At 64.3% G+C, this 22,419-nt stretch carries 20 protein-coding genes and 1 pseudogene; 18 read left to right on the forward strand and 3 right to left on the reverse strand.

Annotated features, from left to right (window positions below):
* Positions 1-63 precede the first annotated feature (63 nt).
* The 3 genes and pseudogenes from BM374_RS04420 to BM374_RS39295 form a co-directional block, all read left to right on the forward strand.
* Positions 64-981, forward strand: a complete 918-nt coding sequence (locus BM374_RS04420) for a pirin family protein (protein WP_092290234.1) — start codon at positions 64-66, stop codon at positions 979-981.
* A gap of 86 nt (positions 982-1,067) precedes the next feature.
* Entirely contained in the window at positions 1,068-1,982 is a 915-nt protein-coding gene (locus tag BM374_RS04425; protein WP_092290235.1) for a phosphoribosylaminoimidazolesuccinocarboxamide synthase, read from the forward strand.
* A 242-nt stretch (positions 1,983-2,224) separates the two neighbouring features.
* Positions 2,225-3,090, forward strand: a pseudogene (locus BM374_RS39295) (sulfate permease); the annotation flags it as partial.
* Between the two features lie 300 nt (positions 3,091-3,390).
* On the opposite strand, the gene BM374_RS04440 reads toward BM374_RS39295, so the two are convergent.
* Together BM374_RS04440 and BM374_RS04445 are read right to left on the reverse strand one after the other, a co-directional pair.
* Positions 3,391-4,881, reverse strand: coding sequence for an NAD-dependent succinate-semialdehyde dehydrogenase (locus BM374_RS04440; protein ID WP_092289307.1), 1,491 nt, complete (start codon positions 4,879-4,881; stop codon positions 3,391-3,393).
* 111 nt (positions 4,882-4,992) lie between these two features.
* Positions 4,993-5,313 carry a hypothetical protein gene (locus tag BM374_RS04445; protein WP_092289308.1) on the reverse strand — a complete coding sequence of 107 codons (321 nt, stop codon included), beginning with the start codon at positions 5,311-5,313 and terminating at the stop codon, positions 4,993-4,995.
* A 336-nt stretch (positions 5,314-5,649) separates the two neighbouring features.
* Between BM374_RS04445 and BM374_RS04450 the strand changes: the two genes are divergently transcribed.
* Positions 5,650-6,843 carry a serine hydrolase domain-containing protein gene (locus tag BM374_RS04450; RefSeq protein WP_092289309.1) on the forward strand — a complete coding sequence of 398 codons (1,194 nt, stop codon included), beginning with the start codon at positions 5,650-5,652 and terminating at the stop codon, positions 6,841-6,843.
* A gap of 110 nt (positions 6,844-6,953) precedes the next feature.
* Positions 6,954-8,660 (forward strand): AMP-binding protein, encoded by a 1,707-nt coding sequence (locus BM374_RS04455; protein ID WP_092289310.1) that lies wholly within the window; start codon positions 6,954-6,956, stop codon positions 8,658-8,660.
* Positions 8,661-8,812: 152 nt separating this feature from the next.
* Here the strand turns inward: BM374_RS04455 and BM374_RS04460 are convergent, their stop codons facing one another.
* Positions 8,813-9,814, reverse strand: coding sequence for an adenosine kinase (locus tag BM374_RS04460; RefSeq protein WP_092289311.1), 1,002 nt, complete (start codon positions 9,812-9,814; stop codon positions 8,813-8,815).
* 124 nt (positions 9,815-9,938) lie between these two features.
* On the opposite strand from BM374_RS04460, the gene murJ reads away from it, so the two are divergent.
* From murJ to BM374_RS04525, 13 genes are all read left to right on the forward strand, one after another.
* Positions 9,939-11,471, forward strand: coding sequence for a murein biosynthesis integral membrane protein MurJ (gene murJ, locus BM374_RS04465; RefSeq protein ID WP_092289312.1), 1,533 nt, complete (start codon positions 9,939-9,941; stop codon positions 11,469-11,471).
* 69 nt (positions 11,472-11,540) lie between these two features.
* Positions 11,541-12,593 (forward strand): tryptophan--tRNA ligase, encoded by a 1,053-nt coding sequence (trpS, locus tag BM374_RS04470; protein WP_092290236.1) that lies wholly within the window; start codon positions 11,541-11,543, stop codon positions 12,591-12,593.
* Positions 12,594-12,791: 198 nt separating this feature from the next.
* Positions 12,792-13,361 carry a NifU family protein gene (locus BM374_RS04475; RefSeq protein WP_092289313.1) on the forward strand — a complete coding sequence of 190 codons (570 nt, stop codon included), beginning with the start codon at positions 12,792-12,794 and terminating at the stop codon, positions 13,359-13,361.
* 88 nt (positions 13,362-13,449) lie between these two features.
* Positions 13,450-14,142 (forward strand): tRNA (adenosine(37)-N6)-threonylcarbamoyltransferase complex dimerization subunit type 1 TsaB, encoded by a 693-nt coding sequence (gene tsaB / locus BM374_RS04480; protein ID WP_092289314.1) that lies wholly within the window; start codon positions 13,450-13,452, stop codon positions 14,140-14,142.
* Positions 14,139-14,624, forward strand: a complete 486-nt coding sequence (gene rimI / locus BM374_RS04485; RefSeq protein ID WP_092289315.1) for a ribosomal protein S18-alanine N-acetyltransferase — start codon at positions 14,139-14,141, stop codon at positions 14,622-14,624. The genes tsaB and rimI overlap by 4 nt, the downstream gene beginning before the upstream one ends.
* Positions 14,625-14,662: 38 nt before the next feature.
* Positions 14,663-15,118: a Fur family transcriptional regulator gene (locus tag BM374_RS04490; RefSeq protein ID WP_092289316.1), complete on the forward strand. Its 456-nt coding sequence runs from the start codon at positions 14,663-14,665 to the stop codon at positions 15,116-15,118.
* A 5-nt stretch (positions 15,119-15,123) separates the two neighbouring features.
* Positions 15,124-15,804 (forward strand): HAD family hydrolase, encoded by a 681-nt coding sequence (locus BM374_RS04495; RefSeq protein WP_092289317.1) that lies wholly within the window; start codon positions 15,124-15,126, stop codon positions 15,802-15,804.
* Between the two features lie 140 nt (positions 15,805-15,944).
* Positions 15,945-17,339 carry a tRNA (N6-isopentenyl adenosine(37)-C2)-methylthiotransferase MiaB gene (miaB, locus tag BM374_RS04500; RefSeq protein WP_092289318.1) on the forward strand — a complete coding sequence of 465 codons (1,395 nt, stop codon included), beginning with the start codon at positions 15,945-15,947 and terminating at the stop codon, positions 17,337-17,339.
* A gap of 64 nt (positions 17,340-17,403) precedes the next feature.
* The gene (locus BM374_RS04505) at positions 17,404-18,402 is read left to right on the forward strand and encodes a PhoH family protein (RefSeq protein WP_092289320.1); all 999 of its coding nucleotides are present in this window, start codon (positions 17,404-17,406) and stop codon (positions 18,400-18,402) included.
* 59 nt (positions 18,403-18,461) lie between these two features.
* Positions 18,462-18,971 (forward strand): rRNA maturation RNase YbeY, encoded by a 510-nt coding sequence (ybeY, locus tag BM374_RS04510; protein ID WP_092289322.1) that lies wholly within the window; start codon positions 18,462-18,464, stop codon positions 18,969-18,971.
* A 1-nt stretch (position 18,972) separates the two neighbouring features.
* Entirely contained in the window at positions 18,973-20,091 is a 1,119-nt protein-coding gene (locus tag BM374_RS04515) for a hemolysin family protein (protein WP_244552525.1), read from the forward strand.
* The gene (gene lnt, locus BM374_RS04520) at positions 20,088-21,701 is read left to right on the forward strand and encodes an apolipoprotein N-acyltransferase (RefSeq protein ID WP_092289326.1); all 1,614 of its coding nucleotides are present in this window, start codon (positions 20,088-20,090) and stop codon (positions 21,699-21,701) included. Before BM374_RS04515 ends, lnt begins: the two co-directional genes overlap by 4 nt.
* Positions 21,702-21,926: 225 nt before the next feature.
* Positions 21,927-22,340: a helix-turn-helix domain-containing protein gene (locus BM374_RS04525; protein WP_092289328.1), complete on the forward strand. Its 414-nt coding sequence runs from the start codon at positions 21,927-21,929 to the stop codon at positions 22,338-22,340.
* Positions 22,341-22,419 lie beyond the last annotated feature (79 nt).

Consider the following 22,419-nt stretch of genomic DNA (forward strand, 5'->3'; position numbering starts at 1 on the left):
TGTCTCCTCCCGTTCCCAATGTCATTCTGCTACGATCATACCAGCAAGAAACAGGAGTCCACCATGAGCTGGCAACCCTCCAACGATCCCGTGCTCGGCGATCCCATGTCCTGCGATGCGCTCGATCTCGTCATCGTGCCGCGCACCCGCGACCTCGGCGACGGATTCGCGGTGCGGCGCGCGCTGCCGCATGGCAAGCGGCAAATGGTCGGGCCGTTCATCTTCTTCGATCATTTCGGCCCGGTGCAGTTCGTCTCCGGCAAGGGCATGGACGTGCGCCCGCATCCGCATATCGGGCTTGCCACCGTCACCTATCTGTTCGACGGATCCATCATGCATCGCGATAGCGAGGGCAATGTGCAGGAGATCGCGCCCGGCGCGATGAATTTGATGACGGCGGGGCGCGGCATCGCCCATTCCGAACGCACGCCGGATGCGCAGCGCGCCTCGGGCCAGAAGATGCTGGGCCTGCAGAGCTGGATCGCGCTGCCTGAAGGCTCCGAGGAGATCGATCCCTCGTTCCAGCATTATGCGGCGGGCGATCTGCCGATGATTTCCGAGCGTGATTTTACCGCGCGGGTGATTGCGGGCTCATCATTCGGCATCTCCTCGCCGGTGGAGATGGTCTCGCCCTGGTTCTACACCGAGGTCACGGCCGCTGCCGGAGCGACCGTGCCGCTCGACCCCGACCACGAGGAGCGCGCGATCTACATCGTCGATGGCGAGGTCGAGATCGCGAAGGAGCGCTATGAAGGGCCGCGGCTGCTGATCTTCCGACCCGGCGACCGCATCACCGTGAAGGCGCTCAAGGCCACGCGGATGATGTTTCTGGGTGGCGAAGCGCTGGAGGGGCCACGGCACATCTGGTGGAATTTCGTGTCCTCAAGCAAGGAGCGGATCGAGCAGGCCAAGCAGGACTGGAAAACCGGCCGCTTCGCCGCAGTTCCGCAGGAACATGAGTTCATTCCGCTGCCGGAATAGGCTAATCCGGTGTCCGGCCGCACTGCCCGGTGCGGCCGGATGTGCTGCACGGACGCCCCGACAGCCAAGTCTACGAAAGCTTTGCGATGACCACCATGCTCTCCAGCGACCTGCCCCTGACCAAGATCGGGCGCGGCAAGGTGCGCGACATCTACGCCGTCGACGACGACCGTCTGCTGCTCGTCACCACTGACCGCATCAGCGCCTTCGACGTCGTGATGGCCGAGACCATTCCAATGAAGGGCGCGGTCCTCACGCAAGTAAGCGCGTACTGGTTTGGCAAGCTCGAAGGCATCGTGCCGCATCACATGATCAGCGCCGATACCGACGAGATCGTCGCGGCGCTACCGGCCTTGAAGCCGCATCGCGCCGAGATCCTGGGCCGCGCCATGCTCTGCAAGCGCACCACGGTATTTCCGATCGAATGCGTGATCCGCGGCTATCTCTCGGGCTCGGCCTGGAAGGAATATGCGCAGAGCGGCACGCTGGCGGGCGAGAAACTGAAGACCGGTCTCGTCGAAAGCGAGAAGCTCGATCCGGCGATCTTCAGCCCCGCGACCAAGGCCGAGAGCGGCCATGACGAGAACATCACCATCGCGAAAATGCGCGAGGTCGTCGGCGACGAGGTCGCCTATACGCTCGAGAGCATGACGCGCGCGATCTACACGCTCGGCGAAGAGCTCGCGCGCGAGCAGGGCATCATCATCGCCGACACCAAGTTCGAGTTCGGCCGCGACAAGAACGACCGAATCATCCTGATCGACGAAGTCATGACGCCGGACTCGTCGCGCTTCTGGGCGGTCGACGCCTACAAGCCCGGCCAGTCGCAGGCCAGCTTCGACAAGCAGCCCCTACGCGATTATCTCGACGGCGAGCGCCGCGCCGGCCGCTGGAACGGCGACGCCCCGCCACCGCCGCTACCCGCGAGCGTGGTCGATGCGACCAGCAAGCGGTACCTCGAAGCGTATCGGCGCGTCACCGGAACGGAGCTGAAGATTTAGCCCGTCCGCTGCCGCAAGCTCCGTCATTGCGAGCGCGGCGAAGCAATCGAGAATCCCTCCGCGGAAACAGTCTGGATTGCTTCCCTGCGCTCATAATGACGTGGAGAGGCTGGTGCACTCCTCGAAGCTCTCCGTCACCGCCTTTCCTTCATCAATGGCCGTTGAGGGACCGGAGCACTCGGTTGCGCTAGGCTCGCCCGTCCTCATCACGCGACCATCGAGCACGGGGCGGGCGTCCGGGAGTGGCAGATTCAACGATCCAATCCAATCCGTTGCTCCGGTTGAATCCGGCGATCACGCGGGCGCTGAATGATGTGCTGGGCGGTGCTGCCGCCAGCATCCTGACCGTTACTCTCGGCCTGTCCTATGCAGTCCTGATTTTCGCCGGTCCGCTCGCGCCCTATCTCAGCACCGGCGTCGGAGTCACCTTCATGGCGTCGGCCATTTTGGCCCTCGTCTTAGGGCTTGGAAGCTCGCTGCGCTTTGCGATCGCCGCGCCCGAGGCCTCGACGGCCGCCATGACCGGGATCGTCGCCTCGTCGCTGGTCGAGCGGATTACGGAAGCGGATCCCACCGCACCGCTTCTGGCGCCCGTGATCATCACCTTTGGCCTCGTCAGCATCGCCACCGGCCTTATGCTTTGCACGTTCGGCGTGACGCGAATTGGCCGCACGTACCCTATCCAGTGGTCGGCGGCTTCCTGGGCGCGACCGGCTGCCTGATCCTGCTGGGCGCCATCAGGGTCATCACCGGCCAGCCACTTCAGCTGGCAACACTGGGACGCTTTGCCGACACGACGACGGTCTTCGAGCTCAGTGCCGCCTGCGCGATGGCCGCCGTGCTCTATCTCACCTGGCACCGCTCGCGCACGCCGATCGGACTGCCGCTGATCCTGATCGCGGGGACGATCGCCGCGCATGTCGCGTTCTGGCTTGCCGGCATTTCCCCCGCGGACGCACAGGCACTGGGATGGACCTTTCACCCGCCGCAGCAGATCGGGCTGGAATGGCCATGGTCGGTGCAGGCGCTCGCCCATTACCCCTGGTCCACGCTGCCTGAATTGTCCGGCAATCTCGTTGCGGTGATCTTCGTCACGGCCTCGAGCACAAGCTGCTGACCTATTTTCGTGTCGGTCATGGCCGAGCGGCTGACATTTGCGAACCGAACGATCGCGGTGCTCAGGCGCTAGCGAAACAGATCGGACAGGCTAGGACCGGATCGCCTGATCCCCATCCAGGGCGAGCAGGAGTTCGGCAACCCGGTTGGCGGAGGCCGTCCATTCTGCTTGGCGTAGTTGTCCGTGAACCAGTTGAACGCGGTCTGGACGACGACAAAGGCCCCCGATGCCTGCACCAGCTCGCGGTGTCTTGCCCGAGTCCTTTTGACCTGCCTCAAGCGACGCCGGCGGCTAAACCCCCGCCATCATCACGTATTTGATCTCGACATATTCTTCCATGCCATGACGCGAGCCTTCGCGCCCCAAGCCGCTTTCCTTGACGCCGCCGAAGGGCGCGACTTCCGTGGTGATCAGGCCGGTGTTGACGCCGACCATGCCTGATTCCAGCGCTTCGGCGACGCGCCAGACGCGGCCGATGTCGCGGGAATAGAAGTAGGACGCGAGGCCGAAAGGCGAGGCGTTGCACATGGCGATGACGTCGGCCTCGTCCTTGAAGCGGATCACCGGGGCGAGCGGGCCGAAGGTTTCCTCCTGCGAGACCAGCGAATCCGGCTTGACGTCGGCGAGCACGGTCGGCTCGAAGAACGAACGTCCGAGCTCGCTGCGCTTGCCGCCGGTCACGACCTTGGCGCCCCGCTTGACGGCATCGGCGATGTGACGCTCGACCTTGTCGATCGCCTTCATGTTGATCAGCGGCCCTTGCGTGACGCCGCTCTCGGTGCCGTCGCCGATCTTCATCGCTGCGACCTTCGCCGACAGCTTCTTGACGAACTCGTCGTAGATCTTGTCTTGGGCGTAGAGGCGGTTGGCGCAGACGCAGGTCTGGCCCATGTTGCGATATTTCGAGACGATTGCACCTTCGACCGCGGCATCGATATCGGCGTCGTCGAACACCACGAACGGCGCGTTGCCGCCGAGCTCGAGGCCGAGGCGCTTCACGCCGACGGAGGCCTGCTGATAGAGGATCTTGCCGACCGCGGTCGAGCCGGTGAAGCCGACGAAGCGCACGGCCGGATGCTCGCACAGCACCTTGCCGATCGGTGGCGCATCACCGGTGATGATGTTGAGCACCCCCTTGGGGATGCCGGCCTTCTCGGCGAGCACGGCCAGCGCCAGCGCCGAGAGCGGCGTCTCGTTGGCGGGCTTCAGCACCACGGTGCAGCCTGCGGCGAGCGCCGGCGACACTTTTCGTGTGATCATGGAGTTGGGAAAGTTCCACGGCGTGATTGCGCCGCAGACACCGATCGGCTGCTTGATCGCGAGCAGCCGCGCATCGGGCCGCTGCGTCGGGATGGTCTCGCCATAGACGCGGCGGGCTTCCTCGGCGAAGAACTCGATATAGGCGGCGCCGATGTCGACCTCCCCAAGCGCTTCCGACAACGGCTTGCCCTGCTCGGAGGTGAGGATCAGGGCAAGGTCCTCGCGGTTTGCGATGATCAGCTCGAACCATTTGCGCAGGATGTTGGAGCGCTGCTTGGCGGTGTGCTTGGCCCAGACCGGGAACGCGCGCTGGGCGGCTTCGACCGCCTTGGTGGTGTCGTCCGCCCCCAACTGCGGCACCTTTGCGAGCTCGACACCGGTCGCGGGATTGTTCACGGCGAAAACAGGTGTGCCGACCCAGGCGCCATCGATGTAGCAGGCCTCCTTCAGCAGCGACGTGTCCTTCAACCGGTCACGCAGGGTGGTGGCATGTTGGGCGCGTGCGGCGGCGGTTGGCGTCATGGCGTTACTCCCTCGGAGGCGATCAAGATCGGCCGGAATATAGGGACGGACGGGGCGCAATGCACCGCCCGACAACGCACAGCTGATGGGAGATACGCTGGCAGCGGCGACTTAAGCCGCGCCGCTCATGTAAGTCTCGCGCCGGCCGATCATGCGTTCGGCGGCCGCCTTGGCGTCGGCCTTCGAGGAGGTTGCGCAGGTGCGGTATTCGAGATCGGGCACGTCCGACGGGTTGCGGCGGCCGAACCAGCTCTTCGAGCCAACCGGCAGCAGCGCCAGCGACTGCGCGAGATTATCGACTGCGCCGAACGAATAGAGCGCGCCTGATCCGGCGATCCGGACTTCGTAAATGCCGGGCGAGATCGGCGCTTCCAGATTGTCGCCCCGTCCGGGACGGGGATAGCGCTTCCATTCGCTCCAGGTCGAAATCATCTCAGGCCCCCCGCGGCCGCTGGGGCCGCCAAATTTGCATCAAATCCTAACGTCAGCCCTCAAGTCCGGCCGCAAGCTGAACGGCGCAACGCAGAAAATGTTTCAAGTGCTTCAAACGCCCCGAAACATATCGCCGCGGCCATCCCAGGTTACGGTCAGTTGCGGCCATCCACCGCAGATTGTGAAGGTGTGTTGCAGATCAGTCGTCCCGCGCGGGGCCGGAACCGTCAAGTCACGACATCGCGACCGGCGCTGAGGTTGAGATGCTTGCCGCACGCGACCTCCGGGAGGACAATCCGATCACTTCCAACAATAATCAAACCGGAGGAAACGTAGATGCAAAGCAAAGCCGAGATCGACGAGATTCTGCGCAAGGCAAGCGATGCCAAGGACATCCCCGGCGTGGTGGCGATCGCCGCCAGCGGTAACGATGTGCTGTATCAGGGCGCGTTCGGCAAGCGCGATCTGTCCAAGCCCGATGCGATGACGCTGGACAGCGTATTCTGGATCGCCTCGATGACGAAGGCAGTGACAGCAGCCGGCGCGATGCAGCTGGTCGAGCAGGGCAAGCTCTCGCTCGACGCGCCGATCGGTTCGGTGCTGCCCGATCTCGCCAATCCGCAAGTGCTCGAAGGCTTCGATGCCAAGGGCGAGCCAAAGCTGCGGCCGGCGAAGGGCACGATCACACTGCGCCACCTCATGACCCACACTGCCGGTTTTGCCTACAACGTGTGGAACGGCGATTGCGCGCAATATCTGGAGAAGACCGGAACCCCGAACATCTTCTCCTGCCAGAACGTCGCGCTGAAGACGCCGATCATGTCCGACCCCGGCACGCGCTGGGAATATGGCATCAACATCGACTTCGTCGGCAAGGCGGTGGAAGCAGTAAGCGGCAAGCGTCTCGATGCCTATCTGCGCGACAATCTGTTCACGCCGCTCGGCATGAGCGACACCGCCTTCAAGATCACCGACGACATGCGCAAGCGGCTGGTCGCCACGCATGCGCGCGGCGAGGACGGATCGCTGGCGCCGATCCCGTTCGAGATCGAACAGAACCCGGAATTCCACATGGGCGGCGGCGGCCTTTACAGCACGGCCGGCGACTACATCAAGTTCACCCAGATGATCCTCAACAAGGGCCGTGGCAACGGCAACCAGGTCCTGAAACCGGAGACGGTCGCGCTGATGGGCCAGAACCACATCGGCGATCTTACGATCGGCAAGATGACGACAGTTGCGCCCATGTACACCAACGACGTCGATCTCTTCCCCGACATCGTGAAGAAGTGGGGACTGTCCTTCCTGATCAATACGGCCAAGACGCCGGAGGGCCGCAGTGCCGGCAGCCTCGCCTGGGCGGGCCTTGCCAACACCTATTTCTGGATCGACCCGGCGCGCGATGTTTCCGGCGTCATCCTGATGCAGGTGTTGCCGTTCGTCGACGCCAAGTGTCTCCAGGCCTTCGCGGGCTTCGAGCGTGGCGTCTATGCCGGTCTTGATGCGGGCAGCGGCAAGAAGGCGGCCTAACCCTTAGTATGAGGCGCGCGCCATCGCGCGCCTCCCCGGCAAGGGATAACCTCGTGCCCAAGAGCCATCGGCTCACGGGCACGAGGCAATAAAGGTTTGAGGAGACCAACTTGGCGAACGATCTTGCAGGCAAAGCCGACAGCTACGTTTGCGGCATCTCGGACACTCCGCTGCTCGGCGACACCATCGGCCGCAGTCTCGACCACGCGGTGCGGCGTTGGGGTGATCGCGAGGCGCTGGTTTCGCCCAGCCACGGCGTGCGATGGACCTGGACGGAATTCGCCGAGCGCGTTGATGCGCTGGCGGCAGGCTTTCTCGCGCTGGGACTGCAGCGTGGCGAGCGGATCGGCATCTGGTCGCTGAACCGGCCGGAATGGACCCTGACCCAGTTCGCCGCTGCCAAGGCCGGCCTGATCCTGGTGACGATCAACCCCGCCTATCGGCTCAGCGAGCTGGAGTTCGCGCTGAAGAAGGTCGGCTGCGCAGCGATCGTCACCGCGACGGCGTTCAAGACCAGCCAATACATGGAAATGCTCAACACGCTGCTGCCGGAGCTGGCGAGCGCCACGCCCGGACAGTTGCGGGCCGCGCGGCTACCGGCCCTGCGGACGGTGATCCAGATTGGCGGTCCGGCCGCATCAGGCACGATTCCGTTCGAGAAGGTCGCGCACATGGGCAAAGCCGAACATCGCGAGCAGCTTGCCGCGCTTGGCGCTGCGCTCCAATTCGACGACGCCGTCAACATCCAGTTCACCAGCGGCACCACGGGATCACCAAAAGGCGTGACGCTGACGCACCACAATATCCTCAACAACGGCTATTTCACCGGACGCGCCATGCGCCTGACGGAAGCGGATCGCATCTGCATTCCGGTGCCGCTCTACCATTGCTTCGGCATGGTGATGGGCAATCTCGCCTCCGTCACGCTCGGCGCAACCATGGTCTATCCCGGCGAGGGCTTCGATCCGCTCGCGACGCTGCGCGCGATCGAGCAGGAAAAATGCACGACGCTTTACGGCGTGCCGACCATGTTCATCGCCGAGCTCGATCACCCCGAGTTCAAGACGTTCAACCTGACATCACTGCGCACAGGCATCATGGCCGGCGCGCCCTGCCCGATCGAGGTGATGAGGCGCGTCGTCTCCGAGATGAACATGCGCGAGGTCACCATCGCCTATGGCATGACCGAGACCAGCCCGGTCAGCTTCCAGAGCGCGACCGACGATCCGCTGGAGCGGCGCGTCTCCACCGTCGGGCGAATCCATCCGCATGTCGAGGTGAAGGTCGTCGATCTCGAGGGGCGGATCGTCAAGCGCGGCGAACGCGGCGAGCTCTGCACCCGCGGCTACAGCGTGATGCTCGGCTATTGGGAAGAGAAGGAGAAGACCGCCGACGTGCTCGACTCCAATGGTTGGATGCATACCGGCGACCTCGCCACCATCGACGACGAGGGCTATTGCAACATCGTCGGCCGCATCAAGGACATGGTGATCCGCGGCGGCGAGAATCTCTATCCGCGCGAGATCGAGGAGTTTCTGTACCGGCACCCCAAGGTCCAGGACGTGCAGATCTTTGGCGTGGCCGACACCCGCTATGGCGAGGAGCTCTGCGCCTGGATCCGCGTCAGACCGGGCGAGACGCTGACCGCCGAGGAGATTCGCGCCTTCTGCGACGGCCAGATCGCCCACAACAAGATCCCGCGCTATGTGGAATTCGTCGATGAATTCCCGATGACCGTGACCGGAAAGATCCAGAAATTCGTGATGCGGGACGCGGTCGAACAGCGGCTTGGGTTGAAGGCGGCGAAGACGGCGTGAGGCCGACTACTCCCGACACGACGACTGTCATTCCCCGCGAAAGCGGGGAATCCGGTACGCCGCAGCTTCTCCGTTTCCCACTAACGTCTCTGGAATACCGGATCGCCCGCCTGCGCGGGCGATGACAGCGGAGTATGAGGCGCGACTTCGCCCTAAACCGTCAGCCCGCGCTGCTGGGCCAGCTCCTTCAACGACACAAGCGGACGCGCGCCGATATGCTGGATGACTTCGGCGGCAGCAAGCGCACCGAGCTCGCCGCACTGCTTGTGCGAGAGGTCGCGCGAGAGACCGTACAGGAAGCCAGCGGCGAACAGATCGCCGGCACCGGTGGTGTCGACCAGCTGCGTGATCGGCGAAGCGGGAGCCGCGACGGCATCGGTCGGCGTCACCACCACGCAGCCCTTCTCGCTGCGGGTCACCACGCCGAGCTTGACGTCGCTCCGCAGCTGCTTGAGCGCGGTGTCGAAGTCGGAGGTCTCGTAGAGGGAGTGCAGCTCGGACTCGTTGGCGAAGACGATATCGGCGGTGCCGTTACGCATCAACCCCAAGAATTCGTCGCGGTAGCGACCGACGCAGAAGGAGTCCGACAGCGTCAGCGCCACCTTTCTGCCCGCCTCATGCGCGATCTTGGAAGCCTTGAGGAAGGCTTCCTTGGCACCCGGCGGATCCCAGAGATAGCCTTCGAGATAGACGATTTTTGCAGCCGCGACCTCGGCCGGATCGATATCGGCCGGCGACAGGTCCTGCGCCGCGCCGAGATAGGTGTTCATGGTGCGCTCGCCATCGCCCGTCACCAAAATGTAGGAGCATCCGGTGGCGGGGCCATCCTTTGCGGCCGGCGTGCTGAAGGCGACGCCAGCGGCGCGGATGTCGTGGACATACAGCTTGCCGATCTGGTCGTCCTTGACCTTGCCGACATAGGCCGCACGCGCGCCGAAGCTGCCGATGCCGACGATGGTATTGGCGGCCGAGCCACCCGAGACTTCCGTCGCCGGGCCCATGTCGGCGTAGATGGCGGCGGCCCGCGCCTCATCGATCAGGGACATGCTGCCCTTGGCCATGCCATGCTTGACCAAAAAGGCTTCATCGGTCCGGACCAGCACGTCGAACAGCGCGTTGCCGATGCCGAGAACGTCATATTTCACGTCAGCCATTCACCTTGATCCTGCTTGGCGGATTGCGGTCCCTGCGGAAATCCGCTTCCTGTCGGCTTGAAATCTGGCCCGCGGCCTATCACGACCGGCCCTACGCGGGCAAGCAACGGTATGATCAAAGGACATGATCCGCTCCTTCCTGACCGTCTCGACGGGAACACTGGCCTCGCGCCTCCTGGGCTTTGCCCGCGATTCCCTGATCGCCGCGCTGCTCGGCACCGGTGCCGTGGCGGATGCATTTCTGGCCGCGTTCCAGCTCGTCAACGTGGTGCGGCGGCTGCTCAGCGAAGGGGCGCTCAATGCGGCTCTGATTCCAGCCTGGCTGCGGGTTCGTGACCGTGATGGCGCGGAGGCCGCGTCTGCTTTTGCGGGGCGCGTGCTCGGCACGGTCAGCGCGACACTGATCGTGATCTCGATTGGCATCGCGGTCGCGATGCCGCTGATCATTGTGATCATCGCGCCGGGTTTCATCGGAAGTCGCACGCTCGATCTCGCGGTGCAGAACGCGCGGCTGATGCTGCCTTATCTCGCCTTTGCCGGTCCGGTCACGGTGCTGATGGGATTGCTGAACGCGCAAGGGAAATTTGCGCTCACCGCATTCTCGCCGCTGCTGTTCAATATCGCGCTGATTGCGGCCATCGCCGCGCTGCTGCTGTGGCACGCCGATGCGGCGCTCGCCGCATGGACACTCGCTGCGACCGTCGGCATCGCCGGCCTGCTGCAACTGGTGATGCTGTCCTCGCAGCGAAGTGCGCGCCTTGCGACACCACTGCGCGCGAGCTTCGACAAGGAGATGCGCGGCTTCTTCGCCAAGGCGATCCCCGGCATGATCGCAAGCTCTGGCCCCCAATGGCTGATGGTCGCGGGCGCGATCATCGCCTCCGCAACGCCATCCGCCGTGTCCTGGCTCTATTTTGCCAACCGCCTGATCGAGCTGCCGCTCGGCATTGTCGGCGTCGCGATGGGCACGGTGCTGGTGCCGGAGCTGACGCGGGCAGTCGGGAGCGGCGATCGCGATGCTGTCGCACATGCGGAATCGCGTGCGCTGGAACTCGCGACCGGGCTCGCCCTGCCCGCGACGCTCGGCCTCGCCGTGCTGGCCGAACCGATCGTGCGGCTGTTGTTCGAGCATGGCGCCTTCGGCGCTGAGGACAGCGCGGCGACCGCGTATGCGCTGATATGGCTGGCGCTGGGCCTGCCGGCCCATGTGCTGATCAAGGCGCTGTCGCCAGCCTTCTATGCCCGCAGCGACACGATGACGCCGCTGCTCGCAATGGCCAAAGGATTTGTGGTCACAATCTTGCTCGCCGTGCTGCTCAATCGCGTCTTCGGCGCGAGCGGGATCGCTGCGAGCATCGCGGCCGGCGCCTGGAGCAGTGCCGTCTCGCTGCTTCGGAAAGGCACCAGCGAATTCGGCTTCTCGATCGATGCGGCGGCCCGCAATCGGCTGCCGCGGATCGTTCTCGCCGCAGCCGCCATGGGCGTCCTGCTCTGGCTTACGACGGGACTGGTGCCGGTAGAGGCCCATGGCCTGATCCGCTTCATTGCGCTGGGCCTGCAAATCGCCGCCGGGATCGCAACCTACGGCGTGCTCCTGCAAGTCCTCGGCGCGGCTTCCTGGCGCGATGCGGTTAGCGCCCTGAAGCGGTCCGCCTGACGAATTGCCCTTGACGGGGCAGCGCCGCTGTTGGAAACGACGGCCGGCGACATCTCAGGAAAACTGGCCATGCCATTCGTTGAACGGGTTTTTTCGGGCGTCCAGCCGACGGGCAATCTGCACCTCGGCAATTACCTCGGCGCGATCGTCAACTTCGTGAAGATGCAGCAGACCCACAACTGCATCTATTGCGTCGTCGACATGCACGCGATCACGCAGGGCGTCGACGTCTGGGGCGGGCCGACCGAGCTCGCGCGCGTCACCCGCGAGGTGACCGCGGCGTTCATCGCCAGCGGCATCGATCCGAAGAAGCACATCGTGTTCAACCAGAGCCAGGTCTCGGGCCACGCCGAGCTCACCTGGATCTTCAACTGCGTCGCCCGTCTGGGCTGGCTGAACCGCATGACCCAGTTCAAGGAGAAGGCCGGCAAGGACCGCGAGAACGTCTCGGTCGGGCTCTACGACTATCCCGTGCTGATGGCTGCCGACATCCTGCTTTACCGCGCCACCCACGTTCCTGTTGGCGAGGACCAGAAGCAGCATCTGGAGCTCTCGCGCGACATCGCCCAGAAGTTCAACAACGATTTCGGCGACTCGATCCGCAGCCACGGCTTCGATGATGGTTTGTTCTTCCCGCTGCCGGAACCCTTCATCACCGGACCGGCGACGCGCGTGATGAGCTTGCGCGACGGCACCAAGAAGATGTCGAAATCGGATCCGTCAGACAATTCGCGCATCAATCTGACCGACGACGCCGACACCATCGCGCAGAAGATCCGCAAGGCGAAGACCGACCCGGAGCCGCTGCCGACGGAAGAGAAGGGCCTGGAAGCGCGACCCGAAGCCGACAATCTCGTCGGCATCTTCGCCGCACTCTCCGATCGCTCGAAGGCGGACGTGCTGCGCGATTTCGGCGGCGGCCCGTTCTCCAGCTTCAAGAACGCGCTGGCGGAGCTGTGCGTCACCAAGCTCGCGCCGATCGCCGGCGAAATGAAGCGTCTGGTCGTCGATCCCGGCCATATCGACGCGATCTTGAACGACGGTTCCGACCGCGCCCGCGCCATCGCCGACGAGACCATGAAGCTCTCGAAGGACATCGTCGGCTTCATCCGCCGACGGTGATTGCTTATCGTCACCGTCATACCGGGGGGCCCGTAGGGCAAACCCGGAATGACGGAGCAAGAAGCATGCGAGGGACGGCAATAGGCCTCTAACTTGCTGATTTATCTGCAAAACGGCCTTGACCGTGCGTTCCCCGTCGCCATCTGCTAGGGAATAGCGCACGCGCCGGCCTTGAACCGGCGACGTCTGGAGAAAGCCATGTTCATTCAAACCGAAGCCACCCCCAATCCTGCCACGCTGAAATTCATTCCCGGCCGCGTCGTTTCCGATGGCAGCCCGATGGAATTTTCGAGCCGCGAAGCTGCTGGCCGTTCGCCGCTCGCGGAAAAGCTGTTCGAGGTGCCCGGCGTCGTCGGCGTGTTCTACGGATCGGATTTCATCACCGTGACCAAAGCGAGCGGTGAATGGCAGCAGCTCAAGCCCGCGATTCTCGGCGCGATCATGGAGCACTACATGTCCGGCGCGCCGCTGCTCGCCGACGGCACAGCGCAAGCCGATGTCGATCTCGACGACGAGGACGAGTTCTTCGACGAGGCCGATGCCGAGACGGTCGACATGATCAAGGATCTGATCGAGACCCGCGTGCGACCGGCGGTCGCCAATGACGGCGGCGACATCACCTTCCGCGGCTTCAAGGACGGCATCGTCTATCTCAACATGAAGGGCGCCTGCTCGGGCTGCCCGTCCTCGACCGCAACGCTCCAGCACGGTATCCAGAACCTGCTGAAGCACTTCGTGCCCGACGTGGTCGAAGTCCGGCCGATGTAATCGGTGGGCGAATAGTGAGTAGCGAATGGCGAATGGCACTCCGATCGGCTAGGCTGTTCGCTATTCGCCATCAGTCATTCGCTTTTCCATGCTGATCCTTGCCATCGATACCGCGCTCGAGGCGTGCGCGGCCGCCGTGCTGGACACCGACGCCGGCGAACTCCTTGCGCGGGAGCAGCTGCTCATGAAGCGCGGTCACGCCGAGGCGCTGATGCCGATGATCGCGCGCGTGATGCGGTCGGCCGATCTTGCCTTCACCTCGCTCGATCGCATCGCGGTCACACTGGGTCCAGGAAGCTTCACCGGCCTGCGTGTCGGCATATCGGCCGCCCGCGGCCTCGCGCTCGCGGCGAAGCGGCCCGCCGTCGGCGTGACCACCTTGTCGGCGTATGCGGCGGCCATCGTCGGCCAGAGCGGAACAGCGCCGGTGATCTCGGCAATCGATGCCCGGCACGATCATGTCTATTTCCAGATTGTCGCCGGAGACGGCAGCCAGCTGGTGCAGCCGGCCATCGCTCCGATCGGCGAAGCCATCGCGGCCTCGCAGTTCGGCGCGCCGCATCTGGTCGGCAATGCCGCAAAGATCCTCGCCGACCGCTGGCCGAAGGATGGGCCGCAACCCGTTGCGGTTGATGCGCAGCCCGCGCCGGACATCAGTTGGGTCGCCTGGCTCGGCGCCGCGGCCAATCCCGATACCAATCCGGCCCGGCCGTTCTACCTGAAGGCGCCCGATGCAAAGCCGGCCGCGCAGCCGCCGCTCGCACAAGCCGCAAGCTCATGATGAGATGGCTTTCGGATTGGTGGCGCGGCGACACTGCGGCCGTCGAGCCGGCATCCGCGCGCGATGCGGCGCGGCTGGCGCAGCTTCACGGCCAATCCTTCGCGCACGGCTGGGGCGAAGGCGAATTCGAGAGCATGCTCATCGAGAGCAACACCCTCGTCCACCGCTTGCGCCTGGGGCGCAAGATCATCGGCTTTGCGGTGTCGCGGATCGGCGCGGACGAAGCGGAAATCCTCTCGGTTGCGGTTGATCCGGCCCATCGCGGCCGCGGTTTTTCCCGCACGCTGCTGATGACCCATCTCGGCCATCTCGCGGGGCGCGGCGTGCGCACGATATTTCTGGAGGTCGAGGAGAACAACCAGCCGGCACGACGACTCTATGCGGGATGCGGATTCGTGGTGGTCGGGCGCCGCGAACGCTACTATAAGCAGGCCAGCGGGGAACAATCGAATGCACTACTGATGCGGCGTGACTTGTCGTAACATTGATGGCAGAAAGCGATCCGTCAGGCAGATACAATATGACTGGACTTAAACCTTCTTCCGCATCCAAGGCGACCGGCATCGAGGCGCGCTGCGCCGCCACCGGCATGCGCATGACCGAGCAGCGCCGCGTCATCGCCCGCGTGCTGGCGGAAGCGGTCGATCACCCCGACGTCGAGGAATTGTACCGGCGCTGCGTCGCGGTCGACGACAAGATCTCGATTTCGACCGTCTATCGCACCGTCAAGCTGTTCGAGGACGCCGGTATCATCGAACGCCACGATTTCCGCGAAGGCCGCGCGCGCTACGAGCAGATGCGCGACAGCCATCACGATCACCTCATCAATCTGCGCGACGGCAAGGTGATCGAGTTCACCTCGGAAGAGATCGAAAAGCTCCAGGCTGAGATCGCCCGCAAGCTCGGCTACAAGCTGGTCGATCATCGGCTCGAGCTCTATTGCGTCCCGCTCGACGACGACAAGCCGGCGTCTTAAACCTCGTGCCCATTGATCTCATCATCTTCGACTGCGACGGCGTGCTCGTGGACAGCGAGGTGATCTCCTGTCGCGCGCATGCGAATGCGCTGACCCGGCACGGCTATCCGATCACCGCGGAGCAGGTATCCGCGCGCTTCCTCGGCCGCGCGACAAAACAGGCCAATCTCGAGATCGAGACCGAGCTCGGCCGCAAGCTGCCCGAGGCGTATCATGGCGATCTCCAAGACGAGCTGTTTCGCGCGTTCGAAGCCGACCTCGAGGCGATCCGCGGCATCCACGATGTACTTGATGTCGTAACGCAGCGCGTTTGCGTTGCCTCGAGCGGCTCGCATCCGCGCATGCAAGTGAGTCTCGGCAGCACGGGGCTCTATGAGCGCCTCGCGCCCAACATCTTCTCGTCCTCGCAGGTGACCAACGGCAAGCCGGCACCGGACTTGTTCCTGTTCGCGGCCAAGGAAATGGGCGTGCCGCCCGAGCGCTGTGTCGTGATCGAAGACAGTCTGGCAGGAATTGCTGGGGCGCGAGCAGCCGGGATGAAGGTATTCGGCTTTTACGGCGGCAGCCATTGCGGAGCCGGCCATGCTGAGACCCTGCGCCGCGCCGGCGCCGATCTGGTCTTCGCCGACATGCATCAATTGCCAGAGCTGATCCGGCGGGTCGCGGCGGACGCTCTGGCAGGCTGAATCCCTTCCAAAATGTCCGGATTCCGGGCTCACTGGCGCCGCGAACGCCCCACAGCGCTCGCAATTGGCCCCCAATCGCTGGATTTTCGGCTCTCCAACCTCTATTTGAAGGCCTTCCTCCACCGCAATTTTCGGGTTCCATGACGACGCCGCGCAAGCTGCACATCAAATCATATGGCTGCCAGATGAACGTCTACGATGCCCAGCGCATGGTGGACACGCTGGCTCCTGAAGGATTTGTGGAGACTGATAGCGCCGAGGACGCTGACCTCGTCATCCTCAACACCTGCCACATCCGCGAGAAGGCCTCTGAAAAGGTCTATTCCGAACTCGGCCGCCTGCGCGTGGCCAAGGACGGGGCTGCACGCGAGGGCCGCGCCATGCAGATCGCCGTCGCCGGCTGCGTGGCGCAGGCCGAAGGCGAGGAGATCGTGCGCCGCGCGCCCACGGTCGACGTCGTGGTCGGCCCGCAGAGCTATCATCACCTGCCCGCGCTGTTGAAGCGCGCCGGCAGCGAAGGCCGCGCGATCGAAACCGAATTTCCCGCCGCGGACAAGTTCGGTTTCCTCGCCCAGCCCAAGCCCAACGCGATCCGCGCCCGCGGCATTTCCGCTTTCGTCACGGTGCAGGAAGGCTGCGACAAGTTCTGCACCTTCTGCGTCGTGCCCTACACGCGAGGCTCCGAAGTCTCCCGCCCCGTCGCGAAGATCGTCGAGGACGTGAAGCGCCTTGCCGACAACGGGGTGCGCGAACTCACGCTGATCGGGCAGAACGTCAACGCCTATCACGGCGAGGGACCCGACGGAAAAAGCTGGGGGCTCGGCCAATTGCTGGAGCATCTGGCCAAACTTCCCGGCATCGCGCGGCTGCGCTACTCGACCAGCCACCCCCGCGACGTCGATGACAGCTTGATTGCAGCCCATCGCGATCTCGACGCCCTGATGCCGTTCGTGCACCTGCCGGTACAGTCCGGCTCGGACCGGATTCTGGCCGCCATGAACCGGAAACATACCGCCGATGATTATCGGCGTGTCATCGATCGTTTCCGCACGGCGCGCCAAGACATTGCTTTTTCATCAGATTTTATCGTGGGCTTCCCCGGCGAGAGCGAGCAAGATTTTCTCGCCACCCTCGCGCTTGTCGCACAAATCGGCTACGCTGCGGCCTATTCGTTCAAATACTCCGCCCGGCCGGGAACGCCGGCCGCGGACATGCAGGAGACGGTGTCCCCCGCCGAGATGGACCAGCGATTGGAGCGGCTCCAGGACTTGATCGACAGCCAGCAATCGGCCTTCAACAGGGCTGCGATTGGCACAACGGTCGACGTGCTGTTCGAGCGTCCGGCGCGCAAGGACGGCCAGATCGTCGGCCGCACCGCCTTTCTCCAGCCCGCGCATGTCATGGCCTCGCCCGACATCATCGGACAGATCCTGCCTGTGCGGATCGACAGCCTCGAGCGCTACAGTTTCCTCGGCGAGCTCGCCGCGCGACGCAATGTGCGCGAGCCCGCTTTATCGCCAGCCACTGGAGCCTGAACCCTTGCCAAAAAGCGCATCGGATTCGTCATCTATCGCTCCCAGCCGCAAATTTGACCGCGACATGCAAGTTCCGCCCGAGACCCAGGTCGTCATCGATTTCGATGACAATCGCGCCGCATCCGCGCTGGTCGGCCCCTATGGCCAGAACCTGGCGCAGATCGAGCGCAGGCTTGGCGTCGTCGTCGACTCCAAGGGCAACCACATCACCATCGGCGGCACGCGCGACGGCTGCGACGCGGCGCGGCGCGTATTGGAAACCCTCTATGCGCACGCGGTGAAGGGGCAGGATGTCGACCAGGGCGAGGTCGAAGGCGCGATCCGCGCCGTGATCGCGCAAGGCTCGCTGTTCGAGTTCGACGCCAAGTCGGCGAAGTCCACCTTCGACAGCATCAACTTGCGCAAGCGCCCGGTGCGCGCGCGCACGGCGGCGCAAGACTCCTACATCCGCGCGCTGAAGCGCCACGAGCTGGTGTTCGGCATTGGTCCGGCCGGCACCGGCAAGACCTGGCTCGCGGTTGCGCATGCCGCGCAATTGTTCGAGCGCAAGGAGGTCGACAAGATCATCCTGTCGCGTCCGGCGGTGGAAGCCGGCGAGCGGCTGGGCTTTTTGCCCGGCGACCTCCGCGAGAAGGTCGATCCTTATCTGCGCCCGATCTACGACGCGCTGTACGATCTCATGGATGCGCGCATCGTCGAGCGCGCGCTGCAGACCGGCGAGATCGAGATCGCGCCGCTCGCCTTCATGCGCGGCCGCACGCTGACCAACGCCGCGATCATCCTCGACGAAGCGCAGAACACGACATCGATGCAGATGAAAATGTTCCTGACCCGCCTCGGCGAGAACAGCCGCATGATCGTCACCGGCGACCCCTCGCAGATCGATTTGCCGAACGGCCAGACTTCGGGTCTGGCCGAGGCGACGCGTCTGCTCGATGGCGTCGAAGGCATTGCGCAAGTTCATTTCAAGGCCGAGGACGTGATCCGCCACGAGCTCGTGGCACGAATCGTCGCCGCCTATGAAGGGTCGCCGCAGCGGCCACCCGCCGGCAACAAATCCTGACGAGATACAGCGGGACCATCCGGGCGCAAGCACGGCGCCTTATCGTTCCGAACAAAGCCATGTCGCATCCCAACCTTCCCATCACCGAGGTCCTCGTCGTCGCCGATTGCTGGCAGAGCGAGCCTGACGCCGAAACCGTCATCCAGCGCGCCGTCGCCGCAGCCGCCGAATCCGTCGAGGAAGACGTTGCGGACGCAGAAGTGGCCGTGATGCTGACCGATGACGCCGGCATCCGCACGCTCAACAGCAACTGGCGCGGCATGGACAAGCCGACCAACGTGCTGTCGTTTCCCGCGCTCCAGCCGGAGGGCGCGTGGAAGCCGGGGGATGCGCCACGCATGCTCGGCGACATCGCGATCGCCTTTGAGACCATGCGGCGCGAGGCGGACGAGGAACACAAGCCGTTCGATCATCATTTGAGTCATCTCGCCGTGCATGGTTTCCTGCACCTGATCGGCTACGATCACGAGAACGACGACGACGCGGAAGAGATGGAAGCACTCGAAACCGAGATCCTGGCTCACCTCGGCATCCCCGATCCCTATGCAGACCGCGCGGGGACGCACTGAGATGCCGGATTCAGACCCTATTCACGACAATCCGCGCAACACGGCCAATCTGCCAGCCGTTGTGACGCCGGGCGAAGCCCTGCGCCCGACGGCGGAGGGCTGGCTGCTGCGCGCGATCCGCACGCTATTCGGCTGGAAGGCGGGATCGGTGCGCGACGATCTCCAGGTCGTGCTCAATGCGACGACGCCCGACGACACCGGCTTCTCCGCGGTCGAGCGCACCATGCTGCGCAACATTCTCGGCCTGCACGAGCGTCGCATCGCCGACGTCATGGTGCATCGCGCCGATATCATCGCGGTGAAGCGCGACATCCCGCTCGGCGAATTGATGGACCGTTTCGAGAGCGCCGGCCATTCGCGCCTCGTCGTCTACAACGAGACGCTCGACGATCCCGTCGGCATCGTCCACATCCGCGACCTGCTCGCCTTCATGACCGTGCGCGCGCGCGTCTCGGAGGCCACCAAGACCAAGCGCAAGAAGCCGCTGCCGGCCGGGCTCGATTTGAAGGCGGTGGACCTTGCGCTGCCGCTGCAGGACGCGCGCATCATCCGCAAGCTGCTCTACGTGCCGCCGTCGATGCGCGCGATCGACCTGTTGGCGCAGATGCAGGCCACCCGCATCCACCTGGCGCTGGTCGTCGACGAATATGGCGGCAGCGACGGGCTGGTTTCGCTCGAGGATATCGTCGAGCAGATCGTCGGCGAGATCGACGACGAGCATGACAGCGACGAGCCACCCTCGATCGTGCGGCTGCCCGACAACGCCTTCATTGCGGACGCCCGCGCCAGTCTCGACGACGTCCGCACTGTGATCGGCGAAGACTTCGTCACCGGCGAGGCCGGCGAGGAGGTGGAGACGCTGGGCGGTTATCTCGTCAGCTTCGTCGGCCGTCTGCCGGTGCGCGGCGAGGTGATCTCGGGCCCCGGCACTTACGAGGTTGAAGTGCTCGACGCCGATCCGCGCCGCGTCAAACGGCTGCGCATCTCGACCCGGAAGGAACGGCCCACGCCGCGCACCCAACGCGAGAGAAGCCGCCGCGAGGCCGCGTCCGAGAGCGGTCAGCCGCCGACCGGCGACACGCCGACCCCGCCGCCGGCCGACGGGACTGGCCCGCAGTGAGCGTCGTCCAGCGATTTCGACAGATTGCGCTTGCCGTCATCCTGACCTGGGGATGGAAGCGCGCGCTGCTGGCGATGGCATGCGGCGCCCTGTCGGTGCTGGCACTGGCACCGTTCAACATCTTTCCCGTGCTGTTCATCACCTTTCCCATGATGGTCTGGCTGATCGACGGCGCCGGTGCCGGACGGTATGGCGGTGTCCCCGCCGCAGCGCTGACGGGCTACTGGTTCGGGCTCGGCTATTTCGTCCCCGGCCTCTACTGGATCGGCTACGCCTTCTTCGTCGACGCCGATGTGTTCGCCTGGCTGACACCCTTCGCCGTGCTGGGGCTGCCAGCCTATCTCTCGATTTTCACGGCGATCGGTTTCGCGCTGGCCCGTTTGCTCTGGACCAAGGATGCCGCCCGCGTTCTCGCGCTCGCCGCGAGCCTCACGATCGGTGAATGGTTGCGCGGGCACGTGCTCACCGGCTTTCCCTGGAATGCGTTCGGCTATGCACTGTCGGAACCGCTGGCGCTGGCGCAGACGGCCTCGCTGATCGGCCAATGGGGCATGACCTTCCTCACCGTTGCGATCTTCGCGAGCCCGGCGGTGCTGATCGACCGCACGCGCGATCGCAACCTGGCGTGGCGTGTGCCGGCTGCGGCGATTGCGCTGTTGGTCGTCATGGGAATCTTCGGTGCCATCCGGATGTCGCTGCATCCGACCTCGATGGTCGCGGGCACCAAGCTGCGCCTGATGCAGCCGGATCTGCAGCAGGATGCCAAGTTCAACTACTCCGCCAAGGCGGAGGTGATGAAGAAATATCTGGCGCTGTCGGACCGCGCCTCCGGACCGCAATCGACCGGCGTGCGCGATGCCACCATCCTGATCTGGCCGGAATCCGCCTTTCCATTTTTCCTGACCCGCGAAGCCGATGCGATGGCCGCGATCGCCGAGCTGCTGCCCAAGGGCACGGTGCTGATCACCGGATCGGTCCGCGCCCCCGATTTACCGCCCGGCAGGCCGATCACGCGCGCCTACAATTCGATCTACGTGATCGACCACGACGGCAGCGTACTCGCGGTCTACGACAAGCTGCACCTGGTTCCGTTCGGAGAATATCTCCCGTTCCAGGAGATAATGGAGAAGCTCGGCTTCGAGCAGCTGACGCGAGTCCGCGGCGGCTTCATTCCCGGCACGGTGCGACACGTGCTGCCGGTGCCGGGTGCGCCATCCGCGCTGCCGCTGATCTGCTACGAGGCGATCTTTCCCGGCGAGGTTGGGACGCGCGACGAGCGCCCGGGTTGGATGGTGAACCTCACCAATGACGGCTGGTTCGGCATCTCGACTGGCCCCTATCAGCATCTAGAGCAAGCGCGGATGCGCGCCGTCGAGCTCGGATTGCCGCTGGTCCGCTCTGCCAATACCGGCATCTCGGCGGTGATTGATCCCATGGGACGCACGGTGGCCAGCCTCGGTCTCGGAATCGAAGGCATCTTGGACGCGGGCCTGCCCACCGCAATTCCGCCCACGATCTATGCAAAGGTCGGCGACATCCCCGCGGCCATGCTCGTTGCGTTGGCCGTGATTTTGGCGATGCGCCGCCGTGTTGCCAAACGGCACCCCTGATCGCGCTAGCGATTTCAGGCAAGGCGGCCGGAAACCTTTGACAACCGCAGTCCCACGGTTGACAGACTGCATGTGGCCTCCCCATTCTGCACGGGCTGCGCAAGACAGCGGTGCATTGCTAAATTTCTCCGCAATGTTTCCCCAATCAGAGTGAAGTTTGGCGTCGCTGGCACCTGAGGCAATGTTTTCGATTGCGCCGAGGGTGATGTTTGGAGGGCTGAGGAAATGTCGAAAGCGCCCAACCCTGTTGACAAATATGTCGGCAGTCGCGTGCGCATGCGCCGCATCATGTTGGGCATGAGTCAGGAAAAGCTCGGCGAAGCTTTGGGCCTGACATTCCAGCAGATTCAGAAGTACGAGAAAGGCACGAACCGGGTCGGCGCGAGCCGAATCCAGCAAATTGCCGAGATTCTCCAGGTGCCGGTATCGTTCCTGTTCGAAGGCGGACCGAGTGGCGTGCCCGGCCCCGAAGGCTTCGCTGAAGGTGCTTCGCCCTCCTATGTCTCCGATTTTCTCGCGACCTCCGAAGGACTGGCGCTGACCAGGGCGTTCACGAGAATCACTGATTCGAAGCTGCGTCGTTCGATCGTCGATCTCGTCGAGCAGATCGCCGCCCGCGAAGGCCCGGACAAGCGCTGACGCGACGCTTCATTCCGATTTGAGACTGCGCCAAATCTGGCTTATGTCGTCATTTGCGGACCGCGCCTTATGCTGCCTC

The sequence above is a fragment of the Bradyrhizobium sp. Ghvi genome, from assembly GCF_900115265.1.
In the GTDB taxonomy this organism is placed as follows: Bacteria; Pseudomonadota; Alphaproteobacteria; order Rhizobiales; family Xanthobacteraceae; genus Bradyrhizobium.